14 protein-coding genes are annotated in these 15,116 nt (G+C 44.6%); 12 read left to right on the forward strand and 2 right to left on the reverse strand.

The window, feature by feature from the left end; translation table 11 throughout:
* Window positions 1–7 precede the first annotated feature (7 nt).
* From DWX84_RS00180 to metK, 11 genes are all read left to right on the forward strand, one after another.
* Window positions 8–5,353, forward strand: a complete 5,346-nt coding sequence (locus DWX84_RS00180) for an Ig-like domain-containing protein (protein WP_048928522.1) — start codon at window positions 8–10, stop codon at window positions 5,351–5,353.
* A gap of 177 nt (window positions 5,354–5,530) precedes the next feature.
* The gene (locus tag DWX84_RS21560) at window positions 5,531–5,683 is read left to right on the forward strand and encodes a hypothetical protein (protein ID WP_005853901.1); all 153 of its coding nucleotides are present in this window, start codon (window positions 5,531–5,533) and stop codon (window positions 5,681–5,683) included.
* Window positions 5,684–6,106, forward strand: coding sequence for a type II toxin-antitoxin system VapC family toxin (locus DWX84_RS00185; protein WP_005867093.1), 423 nt, complete (start codon window positions 5,684–5,686; stop codon window positions 6,104–6,106). It begins immediately after the preceding gene.
* A gap of 167 nt (window positions 6,107–6,273) precedes the next feature.
* Window positions 6,274–7,152, forward strand: coding sequence for an ABC transporter permease (locus tag DWX84_RS00190; protein ID WP_005853905.1), 879 nt, complete (start codon window positions 6,274–6,276; stop codon window positions 7,150–7,152).
* Window positions 7,153–7,179: 27 nt separating this feature from the next.
* Window positions 7,180–7,419 carry a DUF3098 domain-containing protein gene (locus DWX84_RS00195; protein WP_005853907.1) on the forward strand — a complete coding sequence of 80 codons (240 nt, stop codon included), beginning with the start codon at window positions 7,180–7,182 and terminating at the stop codon, window positions 7,417–7,419.
* Window positions 7,416–8,216 (forward strand): undecaprenyl-diphosphate phosphatase, encoded by an 801-nt coding sequence (locus DWX84_RS00200; protein ID WP_005867094.1) that lies wholly within the window; start codon window positions 7,416–7,418, stop codon window positions 8,214–8,216. Before DWX84_RS00195 ends, DWX84_RS00200 begins: the two co-directional genes overlap by 4 nt.
* Window positions 8,217–8,219: 3 nt before the next feature.
* On the forward strand, window positions 8,220–8,927 hold the full coding sequence (gene truB, locus DWX84_RS00205; RefSeq protein WP_005867095.1) for a tRNA pseudouridine(55) synthase TruB: 708 nt from the start codon (window positions 8,220–8,222) through the stop codon (window positions 8,925–8,927).
* Between the two features lie 12 nt (window positions 8,928–8,939).
* On the forward strand, window positions 8,940–9,989 hold the full coding sequence (gene queA, locus DWX84_RS00210; protein ID WP_005853911.1) for a tRNA preQ1(34) S-adenosylmethionine ribosyltransferase-isomerase QueA: 1,050 nt from the start codon (window positions 8,940–8,942) through the stop codon (window positions 9,987–9,989).
* Window positions 9,990–9,999: 10 nt separating this feature from the next.
* Entirely contained in the window at window positions 10,000–10,458 is a 459-nt protein-coding gene (folK, locus tag DWX84_RS00215; RefSeq protein ID WP_005867096.1) for a 2-amino-4-hydroxy-6-hydroxymethyldihydropteridine diphosphokinase, read from the forward strand.
* Window positions 10,459–10,488: 30 nt separating this feature from the next.
* Window positions 10,489–10,683 carry a hypothetical protein gene (locus DWX84_RS00220; RefSeq protein WP_008778718.1) on the forward strand — a complete coding sequence of 65 codons (195 nt, stop codon included), beginning with the start codon at window positions 10,489–10,491 and terminating at the stop codon, window positions 10,681–10,683.
* A gap of 188 nt (window positions 10,684–10,871) precedes the next feature.
* On the forward strand, window positions 10,872–12,158 hold the full coding sequence (gene metK / locus DWX84_RS00225; protein WP_005867099.1) for a methionine adenosyltransferase: 1,287 nt from the start codon (window positions 10,872–10,874) through the stop codon (window positions 12,156–12,158).
* A 114-nt stretch (window positions 12,159–12,272) separates the two neighbouring features.
* Here metK and DWX84_RS00230 read toward each other — a convergent pair whose 3' ends face one another.
* Together DWX84_RS00230 and DWX84_RS00235 are read right to left on the reverse strand one after the other, a co-directional pair.
* Complete coding sequence (locus tag DWX84_RS00230) at window positions 12,273–13,043, reverse strand: ABC transporter ATP-binding protein (protein WP_048928523.1); 771 nt, start codon at window positions 13,041–13,043, stop codon at window positions 12,273–12,275.
* Between the two features lie 2 nt (window positions 13,044–13,045).
* Window positions 13,046–13,792: an ABC transporter permease gene (locus DWX84_RS00235; protein ID WP_008773770.1), complete on the reverse strand. Its 747-nt coding sequence runs from the start codon at window positions 13,790–13,792 to the stop codon at window positions 13,046–13,048.
* A gap of 175 nt (window positions 13,793–13,967) precedes the next feature.
* Here DWX84_RS00235 and DWX84_RS00240 point away from each other — a divergent pair, with 175 nt between their 5' ends.
* Window positions 13,968–15,083, forward strand: a complete 1,116-nt coding sequence (locus DWX84_RS00240) for a glycoside hydrolase family 43 protein (RefSeq protein ID WP_121961090.1) — start codon at window positions 13,968–13,970, stop codon at window positions 15,081–15,083.
* Window positions 15,084–15,116 lie beyond the last annotated feature (33 nt).

A 15,116-nucleotide genomic window follows, 5' to 3' on the forward strand; every position in this document is an offset into this window, starting at 1 on the left:
GATAAACATGAAAAAGAGTATATTAGCGATATTCCTTGCTGTCATTGCGATGGCACAGGTACATGCGCAAGATTCAGATTTACGTTCCGCCCCGGATCTTCCGACGTTCAAGGTGACATTGAATTATAGCTCGGCGAATACGGATCAAGGAACCATAATCAGTACGGTAGCCACAGGTTCCAAGGTGGCATATAATAGTAAACCCGTTTTCACGATCACGGCGAAGCCCGGATATGTCCTGTCGGATATAACGATGAATACGGCTACTATTGGCACGTTGCCGAGCGGTACTTTTCAAAATGATAATACGACCACCTATTCCTATACTTCCACCGCTTTGACCGGTAGTACGGAAATCAAGGCGGTGTTCAAGGCAAAAGAGCAGGTGACAGTCACGATCTCTCCTGAGTATGCCACCTTGGATGAGATAAGGGCGAAGGTGAATTTGCCCAAGGTTACTTTTGACCCGGTTATTACGGGGTATAAAGTACAATACAGGGAGGATGGCTCTGCTGCTTTGACGGATGAGTTACCCGAAAAGGCTGGACTTTATTATGTTGTCGTAACCAAGTCGGAGACTGATACGCAAGCCGCCATAAACAAGGAGATTCTATTCAAGGTACAACCGCCCCATACGCTTTCTTACTCGTTTGAGGAGGCGCAAGGATCTGTAACCGCTTCTATGGATGGCTCCATTATCGCCAGTGGTGATGAGATCGTTTATAATAAGCCAGCCGTATTGAAGATTGCCTCCAAGCCCGGTTATGTGTTGAGTAGACTTACCGTAGATAATAATGAGGTGACTTTGCCGAAAGGAACTTTTAATTCTTCTACGAATGAGACTTCCTACGCGGATTATACGACATCGGCGTTGACCGCTTCTACGGTTATTGACGTGCGATTTGCCGCGAAGAAAACCGTATCTGTAACAGCCAATCCATTATCTGCCACGAAGGATGAGGTTTTGGCTGGTAAGAATCTTCCGGTTATTACATTTTCCCCCAATACGATAGCGGGGCAGAAGGTTCAATATAAGAACGCTTCCGGAGCTTTATCCGATAAACTTCCTGCGGCGGATGGTGTTTACACGGTCGTCGCGACCAGTCCCGAGACCGCGGAATATGCCGCCTTGAAGGATGAGAACATGAAGTTCACGGTATCTAAAGCGAATGTATTAAATTATAACGTGGAAACGGCCGGACAAGGTACGGTTACCGCCAAGATGGGCTCTACGGACATGGCAAGCGGTAGCGAGATCATTAACGGGCAACCTGCCGTATTTACAATTATCGCTAACCCCGGATTTCTATTGAATAAGATTGTTGTGAATGGAACCGCGGTATCAGCCTTGCCAAAAGGTGCGCTTAATAAGGATAACACCATCTCTTATACCTATACGACCGCCTCGTTAACCGCCTCTACGACCTTATCGGTAGGTTTCGCCGCAAAGAAAACGATTGCTGTGAATGTAACAGGTTCTTCGGCGACAAAAGATGAGATCGTGGCCGGGAAGAATTTGCCGGTTATTAAGTTTACGCCGGAAATAGCGGGACAAGCGGTTCGATATCGTGCGGCCGATGGTTCGGAGACTTCCACGTTACCGCAGATAGTCGGAGCTTATAAGATCGTCTTATTTAGTCCGGAGATCATGGAGTATGCCGCGTTAGAGGATTCCTCTAAAACGTTTACGATCCGTAATGCCAATACCTTGGCTTACGCTGTCGATGGTGGACAGGGCACGGTTACCGCCAAGATGGATAACAAGGACATCATGAGCGGTGGTGAGATCGCTTACGGTAAGCCCGTCATTTTCTCGATCGTATCGAATGCCAACTATAGGCTAGGGGCTATTAAGCAAGCCTCTTCGGATGTGGATATCTCGAAGATCAAGGGAACGTATGCTAATGGAAATACCTCTTACACGTACACGACTCCTAATCTGATGAGTGGCGATAGCTATACTTTTGCGTTCGTCTCCAAGGATACGGTGAGGTTCGTGGCTAACAACCTTGTCCAGACGGTCGGCTCCATCAAGCCGGTCACGGTAACAAGTGCTGTGGAGGATATCAAGATCGAATATCAATTGAGCGGTAAGGCTTGGGTTACGACATTGCCTTCCACGCTGGCTGTGGGTTCTTATAAGGCTCGTTTGAGCCGTGCGGAGGACTTGACATACCGTAGCCTCTCTGATACGGTTACGTTAGTGGTGGAGAGCAAGAAAGAGGTGGAGAGTTTGGTGTTACCTACTCCGGGTCGTATTGAGGAAGGACAGGCTTTATCGGCGTGTACCTTGATCGATGGAACTTCTTCCGGATCATTTATCTGGAAAACTCCGAACGAGATCGCTTCTCTGGATAAGAAAAAGTACGACTTGATATTCGAACCGAATGATCCTGTTCTCTATGCGGCTAAAGATACGTTTATAACCTTGAACGTAATTCCTGTTTATTCTATGAATGTTACCGCCGGTAATTTCGGTACTGTCATCTTGGAGGGGCGTACCGCAAATGATAAATACGCGAGAGGCTCGGTTTTGAAAGCGACAGCCGTTGCGGATAAGAATTACCGGTTTGCCGGTTGGAGTGATGGGAATACATCGGCTACACGGGAGTTGCAAGCGAATACGAACTTGGATATCGTAGCCCGTTTCGATTCGATCGTTTATGGCGTGACGTTTACGAATCCGATGAATGGTTCCTTGAAGGTCTTCGCGAATGGCGTGGAGGTAAAGAATGGTGCTGAGTTTTTGCAGGGAACCTTATTGACTATCACGGCGACTCCGGATCCGGGCTATATGGTTCAGTCCGTGAAGGTGAACGGGGCTTTGGTGAATAACGGTTCTTATACTTTGATACAAGCCGCTGATATATCGGCCGATTTCCTTCAAAAAGAACCGGATAAACATTTGGTAAAGGTTGGGGAGTTGAAGAATGGTAGCGTGAATCTGATCGAGGTGGATACGAAGGCACCCGTTACTCCCGGTGAGGCTATCTCTGAAGGTGTGAAAGTGAAGGTGATAGGAAATGCGGATTATGGCTATGAACTGGCTTCCGTGAGAGTGGTAGGTGCGAATTATAATGAGACTGATGACTCATTTACGGTTGGAACCGGAGATGTTACGGTGAACGCAAGTTTCCAGTTGATGGAATATCAAATAACCTCGGCGTTGAGTATTCCTAATGCGGGTAAGATCGTGTTGAAAGACAAGGCAGGCAAAGAGGTGGCTTCCGGTTCAAAGGTACCTTATATGACTCAACTGACCGCTTCTGTTGAGACGGAAACGGGATATCGTTTTATGAATATGATGGTGAACTCTTCCGAGATCAAGGATGGAGACGTATTCACCGTTTCTGGCCCTATGGTTGTTACCGCTAATTATGTGGAGAAGAAAGATTTGGCTTCGCTGATTGATAAGACGACGCAAACGGTAGTCTATAATAAGCAATACCGGAATTTCGAGGTTAAGATTACGGGCTATTCCGGTTTGGACTTTAAGGTCGCATATTCCCGGAGTGGGGTAGAAATGACAGAGAATCCTAAATCGGCCGGAACTTATAAAGTTCGGATTACCCGTGGCGAGGATGATTTATTTAAAGCCGTGGATGTAACTGCCGAGCTGATTATCAAGAAGGCTGGTATGGCATTGCTGAAAGAACCGACTATAGAAGGGGAGGATTATTCAAAGATTGACGCTAAACTTACTCAAGACTTCGAGGATGTGGAATGGAATCCTTCTACACAAAAATCGGCGCTTCGTGCGAATGTGACCGGAATCCCGACAAAGGATCAGGTAAATATTCTGCGCTTTACCCCACTTGACAAGAGTAATTATGAATCGGTAGATTATTCAATGCCGGTTGGTGAAGTAAAAACGTTTTCTTTAAGTACCTCAAATACGGAGGTTACGAATGGAGGCTTGGTTATTAGCGATTATTCGGAAGTTCCGGAGAATACGGTTTTAAAGTTGCGAGCGGTAGCTCCTAGCGAGGATCAACGTTTTGATTCTTGGAGTGAAAATGTCTCAAGCGCCGATAGAAAGAACCCAGAGATAACGGTTACTTTGGCGGCTGATGCGACATACACCCCGAATTTTGTGGATAAACCTAAAATAACGGCGAATCCTTCAGATTTGGAGTTTGTTTATAATGGTTCCGTAAGGCTTGTGGAATTGAAAGACATTTTGAGCGGTAGTTATCCGACAGATGTAAATATTAAATATTCAAATACGGATGGATCGGTTGCTACTCCATTGAACGCAGGTACTTATCTTGTGACTGTAACACGTACCGGGGATGAGAACTGGCGATCTTTCGAGGCAACCAAGAAATTAGTGATAAAGAAAGCGAAGGTCGTAAAGGTAGTGGCTCCTACCGCATCTACGATCACGGAAGGTCAGTCCTTGTCGGAATCCCTATTATCCGGTGGTGTTGCGAAAGGTGCCGATGGGACTACCATATCCGGTAAATTTGAATGGGCTGACGCGTCAGCTATATTGAAACCCGGCAATAGCCAGAAAAAGGAAGTGATCTTCACGTCGTATGATCCGAATTATGAGGATGCGACTACGGAAGCGGAGGTTACGGTGAAAAGTTCGGATGCGTTAGTTGTCACGTTCGCTCAACCGGAAAATGGTTCTTTGAAAGTCTATATGTTGAAGGGTGAGGGCGAGAAGACCGAGATAACGAGTGGAACCGCTGTGGCGAAAGCGACTAAGCTAACCATTGAGGCGGAAGCCAATCCGGATTATGAATTGGCCGTTATTCAAATAGGCGAAGAGAAGTATACGACTTCGCCTGTAGAGATTGAAGTCGATAAGTCCTTGGCTATTATGGCAGAGTTCAAGCCGGTTTCTACACCTCCGGGAACAGATGTGGCTGTTACGGGAGTTTCCTTGAATATCACGTCCAAGGCATTGGCCGTAGGTGAATCTTTTGCCTTGCAAGCGAAAGTTACCCCTAATAACGCTACGATGAAAACTGTCTCTTGGAGCAGCAGCGACGAGACGGTGGCTACTGTTGACGCGGATGGTGTCGTTACCGCGCTGAAGATCGGTACCTGCAAGATTACCGTGGCTACCGATGATGGAAACAAGACGGCGTCTTGTGTGGTAACTGTCTCCGGCACGGTAGGTATCGAGCAAATCATCAACGATCATCAAATCTATTGCGAGCGAGGTGCGATAACCGTTCATCCGGCCCGTCCAATCTCGATCCGTATCATAGCGGTGACTGGAGTTAGCCTGTATGGCGACTCAATTATCGGAACTACCCGTATCCCGGTATCGACAGGAATCTATCTGATAGAGATCAACGAGAATGGTAAGCGTATAACAGTGAAAGTGAACGTTCGCTAACAACCTTATTTTAAGAAACTAACCCTTGAGTCTTTAATGTTGGGGAAGGCCGCTAGGAATACTCAGTTCCGGCGGTCTTCTTTTTTATCCTATAAGCTTTACTTTATCTGTTTTTGTTCTGATATAATTAAATAAAACGTTATCTTTGTATCATAGAAAATTAAAACAGAAAGCCTTATGGAAAAAAATGAAGAAAAGAAAAAGGAAGAAAATGCCAAAACTAAAACAACTGTGGCGAAGACTGGAAAAAGAAAGGTAAGTAAGACATGGGAAGCTATGCAGCGGTTAAAGGGAAGTCTGATTGTAAATGACCCTAAATTTTTACTGTAAATGCGATATCTCATTGACACGAATATTTTTGTATATATGGCATCTGATCCCGAATATCTAAATAGGGATATAGATGCTATTATCCAAGAACCGGAAACCCTTCTTTATATAAGTGCCGAGTCCGTACGTGAGCTGATTGTCGCTTATCGAAATAAAGGACTGTGTTCTAAACGATGGAAGTCGGCAGAAGCGATGATCGTCGCCATAGAAAAGGAGTTTTATGTGAAAATATTGCCATTGAAAAAAGAACATATGCAAACGTATGCGCATATGGAGATCAATGAGGCGCAGGGACACAAAGATCCCTCAGACCACGTAATTATTGCGCATGCCATAACGGAACATCTACCGCTTATATCAAGTGATACCCGTTTCGGATTCTATAGAAGTCAAGGGTTGGACTTGGTATTCAATCAGAAATAATCTATATATTGTATATGTACGAATGGCCTTTGTTAGAGTTGTAGAGGTTAAATATTCTAAAACCCTTTCGGCTTACTTATTTTATTCGTTCTTTTGCAAGAAAATTGGGAGGTGTGTTCTCTGTACGCATCTCCTTAATTTATTTAACGTTAATAAGTGAGAGTCTGATGGCTGAAAATAAAAAAGTTAGTTCTGTTTCTTTCTTTAACTCCCGGCTTACGTCTGTTATTAGTATCTCCTTGGTACTATTCTTGCTAGGACTCATTCTATTGATAGGGATGTTGGGTAATAAACTCTCCGTTTATGTGAAAGAGAACTTATCTTTCTCCATCGTGCTGAAAGATAACCAAAAAGAAACTGAGATAAAGAAAATGCAGAAGAGCTTGGATGCTCTTCCTTTTATAAAATCAACCGAGTATATATCGAAAGAGCAAGCCGCGAAAGAGTTGGAAGAAGAACTGGGCGAGAATCCGGAAACCTTCTTAGGCTTTAACCCTTTACAGGCCTCGATTGAGGTGAAACTGCATTCGGAGTACGCCAACCCCGATAGCCTCCAAGTGATAGAGAAGAAGATTAGAAACTATACGTCGGTCTCGGAGCTGCTTTACCGAAAGGATATGATGGAGATGGTCCATAATAATATGAAGCGGTTGGGCTTGATCCTGCTAACCTTGGCTGCGGTACTGATGATTATCTCGTTCGTGTTGATCAGTAATACGATTCGCCTGTTGATTTATTCCAAACGATTCTTAATTCATACGATGAAGCTAGTGGGGGCTACTTCCGGCTTTATACGTAGGCCTTTTGTGAAATATAACATAGTAAGTGGCATTTTCGCCTCTATCTTGGCAATATTGATGCTAACCGGAGCGTTATATTATTTGCAAAATGAATTGAAAGGTTTTATCCAGATATTGGATATGCAAACATTATTATTGGTTTATGTGGCAGTGTTTGCTTTAGGTATTGTCTTGTCCGTGATCGCGACCATTTTTGCCGTGAATAAATATTTGCGGATGGGGGTCGATAAGTTGTATTATATTTAATGTACGAATAATAAAGAGTTGAGAAAGATGGCTAAAAGAGATTTTGCTTTCGGAAAAGAGAATTTTATACTGATTGCGGTAGCGGTTGCCTGCATCGTGCTTGGTTTCATATTGATGAGTGGTGGAGGTTCCGGGGATAATACGTTCAATCCCGATATATTCAGCGCCCGCCGTATCGTGGTAGCTCCGGTGGTTACGGTTATTGGTTTCGTGATGATGATTTTTGGAATCTTGAAGAATAGCAAAGATAAAGAAGTAACAGAATGAGTTGGTTTGAGGCCTTGATACTGGGTATCGTACAGGGATTGACCGAATATCTGCCGGTGAGCAGTAGCGGTCATTTAGCGATTGGCTCAGCTTTGTTTGGTATAGAGGGAGAGGAGAATCTTGCGTTTACGATCGTCGTACATGTGGCGACCGTATTCAGTACGTTAGTGGTTTTATGGAAGGAAATCGATTGGATATTCCGTGGTTTGTTTAAATTTCAGATGAACGCGGAGACGAAGTATGTGATTAATATCTTGATTTCCATGATTCCGATCGGGATCGTTGGGGTATTCTTTAAAGATACGGTAGAACAAATCTTTGGATCAGGTTTATTGGTCGTTGGTTGTATGCTGCTATTGACGGCGGCTTTGCTGGCATTTTCGTATTATGCCAAACCACGCCAGAAAGAGTCGATCTCGATGAAAGATGCTTTTATTATCGGTCTGGCTCAGGCTTGCGCCGTGATGCCGGGTTTGTCACGTTCCGGATCAACGATCGCTACCGGTTTGTTATTGGGAAATAATAAGGCGAAACTAGCCCAGTTCTCTTTCTTGATGGTAATACCTCCGATCTTGGGAGAGGCGTTGTTGGATGTGATGAAGATGGTGAAAGGTGAAGATGTGGCCGGGAGCATTCCCGCATTATCATTAGCGGTAGGTTTCGTGGCCGCTTTTGTTTCCGGTTGCGTGGCCTGTAAATGGATGATCAACATCGTGAAAAAGGGGAAACTGATTTATTTCGCTATCTATTGCGCGATCGCGGGATTGGTGACAATTGCTTGTACATTACTGAAATAAAGAATGGATTTTATAGCTGGAGAAATTTTATATTTTAATAAACCGCTAACGTGGACTTCTTTTGACCTAGTTAATAAATTTCGCTATAAGCTAAGTCGGAAACTGAAGGTAAAGAAGATTAAAGTTGGACATGCGGGGACACTGGATCCCTTGGCTACAGGTGTGATGATCGTTTGTACCGGAAGGGCTACGAAGCGGATCGATGAGTTTCAATATCAGACGAAGGAATATATCGCTACGTTGAAGTTGGGAGAGACTACCCCGTCTTTCGATTTGGAGAAAGAGATAGACGCCGTGTATCCCACGGAACATATAACCCGTGAGCTCGTGGAGGAGGTTTTAAAGACATTCGTGGGTACGATCCAACAGATTCCCCCGGTGTTCTCCGCTTGCAAAATCGAAGGTAAACGTGCTTATGAGCTAGCCCGGAAAGGAGAGGAGGTTGAACTAAAATCCAAGACATTGGTTATAGACGAACTGGAGTTGCTGGAGTGCGATTTGCCTGTTATAAAGATACGGGTGGTATGTAGCAAAGGTACCTATATTCGTGCGTTGGCTCGTGATATCGGGAAGGCCTTGGATTCCGGCGCTCATTTGATTGGCTTGGAACGGACTCGCATCGGAGAGGTAACCTTGGATATGTGTATGTCTCCGGAGGAGATCGATGATTTCTTAGAGAAGAATGTGGTAAAAATAGAAGAAGAAAAATAAATAGAGTGCATTATGAAGCTTTCGAAATTCAAATTTAACTTACCGTCGGAATTAATCGCTTTACATCCGGCGAAGAACAGAGATGAGTCGAGGTTGATGGTCGTTCATCGTGATACAGGTGAGATCGAGCATCGCGAATTCAAGGATATTCTAGACTATTATGGAAAAGGTGACGTGTTTATCTTTAATAACACGAAAGTGTTCCCCGCTCGCTTGTACGGTAACAAGGAGAAAACAGGGGCGCGTATCGAGGTGTTCTTGTTGCGCGAGCTGAACGAGGACTTACGTTTGTGGGACGTATTGGTGGATCCGGCTCGTAAGATCCGTATCGGTAATAAGTTATACTTTGGCGAGGATGATTCCATGGTCGCGGAGGTAATTGATAATACGACTTCGCGTGGTCGTACGCTCCGTTTCTTATATGACGGGAACCACGACGAGTTTAAGAAGGCTTTGTATGCCTTGGGCGAGACTCCGCTGCCTAAGTATATCGAACGTGAGGTGGAACCGGAAGACGAGGATCGTTATCAGAATATTTTTGCTGCGGAAGAAGGTGCGGTTGTGGCTCCTGCTGCGGGATTGCATTTTAGCCGTGAGTTGATGAAACGCTTGGAGATCAAGGATTGCCAGTTCGCTTTCTTGACATTGCATTCGGGCTTGGGTAATTTCCGTGAGATCGACGTGGAAGATTTGACAAAGCATAAGATGGATTCTGAGCAAATGGTCGTAAATGCCGATGTAGTGGATATCGTGAACAAGGGAAAGGATGAGGGGCACAAGGTTTGTGCGGTCGGAACTTCCGTGATGCGTGCGATCGAGACGGCCGTAAGTACGGATGGTCATCTGAAAGAGTTCGAGGGCTGGACGAATAAGTTTATCTTCCCTCCGTATGATTTCAGCGTGGCTACCAGCATGGTGACAAATTTCCACATGCCGTTGTCTACATTATTGATGATGACAGCTTCTTTCGGTGGTTATGAGTTGATCATGGACGCTTACGATATCGCTTTGAAAGAGAAATATCGTTTCGGTGCTTACGGCGACGCTATGCTAATCCTTTAATCCGGTTTCTATGGCGACAGCTTACCTTGGATTAGGTACGAACGTAGGTAATAAACGAGGAAATTTGGTGACAGCGGCGGCGCTGTTGGCTGAAAGGGTGGGAGATGTTCTTGCCCTTTCTGATATGTATGAGACGGAGCCTTGGGGATTTGAATCGGACAACACTTTCTTGAACGCCGTGATCGTTATGACGACGGAACTTTCCCCTATGGAATTATTAGACGCTACCCGTTTGATCGAGATCGAGATGGGACGTATCGAAAAAAGTGACGGTGCGTATCATGACCGTATCATCGATATCGATCTGTTAATGGTGGATGAGCAAATCCTGCATACGGAGCGGCTGACGCTACCGCACCCTCTGATGCACAAACGGTCGTTTGTAATGGAACCGTTGGCAGAAGTAGCTCCGTCGGTGAAACATCCTGTGTTTGGCAAGACGATGCGTGAACTTTTATCCGAATTATAAGTTTTAATTATGAACTACGAGATTTGAGTTATGAATAAAGAAATTAATAAAGCGATGACGCAAGGGATCGTCTTCAAGAAAGCGAAAGGCGAAGCGGAAGATTCGAATGGTAAGAAAATCAAGTTCTCTGATTTCTTGAAAGGGACACATGGCTCTGATTCAGCGAAATGGAAGGCCGGTTTTAAATATAAAAAAGCCTTACGTAATTCCAAAAAGAAGAAATAATTTTCAATTTTCAACTTTCAATTCTCAATTATTGCGTATCTTTGCGAATGAATTGACGTGGATAGATTTGTATTGCTTGCAACCACGGGAAAAAATGCTAAAAACATATCCTTTTCGTTGCCGTCCGGCAGAAAAATCCTTCCAAGTTCAATTCAGTTGTAGATTAGTAATCTTTTCAATTTAAAACGATGAGTTATTTATTCACCTCCGAATCGGTGTCTGAAGGGCACCCCGATAAAGTAGCCGATCAAATATCGGATGCTTTGCTGGATGAGTTCTTGGCGTATGACAAGAATTCGAAAGTTGCTTGCGAAACCCTTGTTACAACCGGACAGGTTGTCTTGGCTGGAGAAGTTAAATCAAGTGCGTATGTGGATGTGCAGGAAGTGGCACGTGGCGTGATCGAGAAGATTGGTTACACGAAAAGCGAGTACCAGTTTGAAGCGAAGTCATGTGGTGTGTTCTCTTCTATCCATGAGCAGAGTGGCGACATCAACCGTGGCGTAGAGCGTGCGGATCCCTATGAGCAGGGTGCCGGCGACCAAGGTATGATGTTCGGTTATGCTACTAATGAGACTGAGAATTACATGCCTTTGGCGTTGGACTTATCTCATAGTTTATTATGGGAATTGGCGAAGATCCGTAAGGAAGAACCGGATTTGATGCCTTATTTACGTCCGGACGCTAAGAGTCAGGTTACGATTGAATACGATGATAACGGTAAGCCATTGCGTATCGATACGATTGTGGTATCCACGCAGCATGATGAGTTTATCGGTCCGAAAGGTATTTCACAGAAGGAAGCGGATGAGGCTATGCAAAAGAGGATCGCCTTAGACGTGAAGAAGATATTGATACCTCGTGTGAAGGCTCAATATCCGGCTCATGTACAGGCTTTGTTTAATGATAATATCATTTATCATGTGAACCCGACCGGTAAGTTCGTGATCGGTGGTCCTCACGGTGATACCGGTTTGACCGGCCGTAAGATCATCGTGGATACATACGGTGGCAAAGGTGCTCATGGCGGTGGTGCTTTCTCTGGAAAGGACCCTTCTAAGGTAGACCGTTCGGCTGCTTATGCCGCTCGTCATATCGCTAAGAATATGGTTGCCGCCGGTGTGGCGGATGAGATGCTGGTACAGGTGTCTTATGCGATCGGTGTGGCTAAACCGATGAATATTTTCGTGAATACTTTTGGCCGTGCGAAGGTGAATATGACAGACGGAGAGATCGCCGCTAAGATCTGGGATATCTTCGATATGCGTCCGAAAGCGATCGAGGAGCGTTTGAAATTGCGTAACCCGATTTATTTCGAGACCGCTTCTTATGGTCATATGGGACGCAAACCCCAGACGGTGACGAAGACATTCTCTTCCCGTTATTTGCAGAAGCCGGTTACTTGTGATGTGGAGTTATTCACATGGGAGAAATTGGATTATGCAGATAAGATCAAGGACGTGTTTGGTCTATAAAAAATAAGTGGAAAAAGTAAGCTGGCTTAAATGGCGAAGTATGTTAAGATACTTTGCCATTTAAGTTAAGATACTTAGCCGATGAAGTTAAGATACTTTGCCAAGTATGTTAACTTACCCTTCCTCTTGGAGCATTTCTACTTCTTTTACTTTCCTGAACAGGTCGGACGCAAAGATGAAATCGTTCAACGCTTGGTTATTAGAGGTGATTACCTGCTCTTTTGTTCCTTGCCATTCCTTCACGCCTTCCTTAATAAAGACGATATTATCACCAATATTCATCACGGAGTTCATGTCGTGGGTATTGATAACGGTCGTCATATTGTACTCCACCGTAATGTCGTGAATCAAATCATCGATCAATAGAGAAGTCTTGGGGTCTAGTCCGGAGTTCGGCTCATCGCAGAACAGGTATTTAGGATTTAGGGAGATCGCTCTTGCGATGGCGGCACGTTTCATCATACCTCCACTGATCTCGGAAGGATATAGATGTCCGGCCTCGGACAGGTTTACACGTTCCAAACAGAATTCCGCACGTTTCCTGCGCTCTTTCGTTGAGTCTTTAGAGAACATATCTAAAGGAAACATTACGTTTTCCATTACCGTCATGCTGTCGAATAAAGCGGAACCTTGGAACAACATACCCATTTCCCGACGCAGCATATTTAACTCATGCTTGTTCATCGTGATCAAGTCTCTGCCGTCGTATAATATCTGTCCGGTATCAGGTTTCATTAACCCGATGATATTCTTGATCATTACCGTTTTACCCGAACCGCTTCGTCCGATGATCAGATTCGTCTTACCATCCTCGAACGTCGTACTTATATCTTTCAAGACGACACGTCCATCGAAAGACTTCGTTATATTCTTAACTTCGATCATTTTTAAGTAAGCATTAAATGGGTTAATATTACGTCGGCAAGTAAAATCATGATACTGCTCATGACCACGGCATTCGTACTTGCCTTACCTACCTCTAGGGCGCCTCCCTTTACGTTATAGCCAAAATAGGCGGCGATGGATGAGATGATGAACGCATATACTACGGATTTGATAATAGAATACCAAATGTAAAACTCGTTGAAGTAGAATTGCAAACCGTACTCGAACGAGGAAGGAGTCATTCCCGTACTCGTTGAGTAACTGGCGAATATGCCGCCCATGATACCGGTGAACATACTGAAGATAACCAATACCGGAATAAAGATCATCAAACCGAGCATTTTCGGAAGGATCAGGAAATTGGCGGAATTAACACCCATGATTTCCATGGCGTCTATCTGCTCGGTGACTCGCATGGTTCCGATCTCGGAGGCGATATTACTGCCTACTTTACCCGCTAGGATTAGTGCCATGATAGAGGAAGAGAATTCCAGCAAGATAATCTCACGGGTGGTATAGCCGATCGTAAACTTAGGAATCAAGGGGGAACTGATATTCAAGGAGATCTGGATGGCGATAACCGTACCGATAAAGACCGAGATGATTATGACAATCCAAAGAGAATCCACGCCTAGCTTGTATATCTCTTTGATCAATTGCTTAAAGAACATACTCCACCGGTCTGGAAGTGTTATACTCTTCATCATCAGTAGGGTATACTCACCCATTCTGTGTAATGCTTTATTCATTTTTATCTTGATAAATTTCTGATTTCAATTTGCAAAGATAGCGTAAAATCCACTAATAACCATATAACATCTTAGAAACAAGATTGGTTTTATTTGTAAATCCTATGATATTAAAGTTTGCCACATCCCTCTTTTTTAACTATATTTGCTTTCTTAAATACTAAAAAATACTTTTATGAAGCGAATTCTTTTAGGAGTGATCGGCTTGCTGTGTTTATGTGTGGCTTGCCAGCGGAAGGATCTTTCTTTTAAGCCGGGGGAAGTTTGGCCGGATGATAAAGGGGTACATATAAACGCTCATGGTGGCGGTATTCTACGGGTCGGGGATACTTATTATTGGTTTGGTGAGCATAAAACGGAGGGCTCGGCTGGAAATCTGGCTCAAGTAGGCGTTCATTGCTATTCGTCGAAAGATTTATATAATTGGAAAGACGAGGGAATCGCCTTATCGGTCGTGCCGGATGATACGACGAGCCATATTGCTAAGGGATGCGTGTTGGAGCGTCCGAAAGTGATTTATAATAAAAAGAATGATCAATATGTAATGTGGTTTCATTTAGAGCCGAGAGGTGCTGGCTATTCGGGAGCATTGAGTGGAGTGGCTGTCAGTAAAAACGTGGCGGGGCCTTACTCGTTCGTAAACGCTTTCCGTCCGAATGCCGGTTTTTGGCCGGTTAATGTACAGGAACTACATAAGCAACCTTGTACGCTTTCCGCAGATCTACGTTTTAGCGGTGGAGAGTTACCAGCCCATCCGGATAGCTTGAATTTATTGGGGCGTGACCAGATCTCCGGACAAATGGCTAGGGATATGAACCTTTTCGTGGATGACGATGGCATCGCTTATCATATTTATTCCTCGGAAGAGAATAGTACCTTGCATATATCGCAGCTGACCGATGATTATACGAGTTATTCCGGTAAGTACGCCCGTTTCTTCCCGGGGCGTTTCATGGAAGCTCCAGCCTTGTTCAAACAGAAGGGGAAATATTATTTGATTATGTCCGGCTGTACGGGCTGGGCTCCGAATGCGGGACGATCGGCGGTCGCTACCTCGATTTGGGGACCTTGGAAGGAATTGGAAAATCCGTTTAGGGGAGAGAACTCGGAGGTGTCGTTTTATTCTCAGAGCACGTACGTATTGCCTGTACCCGGCCATGCGGATCGCTTTATTTATATGGGAGATCGTTGGACTCCGGAGAACGCTATAGACGGACGTTATATCTGGCTTCCTATCCGATTCGAGGGGGAGCAACCCGTGATCGAGTGGCAATCTGAGTGGAGTTATTAAATTCTCTTATCGCTTTTTTGCGAATGTATGTGA

Source organism: Parabacteroides sp. AF21-43 (assembly GCF_003635435.1).
GTDB classification, from domain to species: domain Bacteria; phylum Bacteroidota; class Bacteroidia; order Bacteroidales; family Tannerellaceae; genus Parabacteroides; species Parabacteroides distasonis.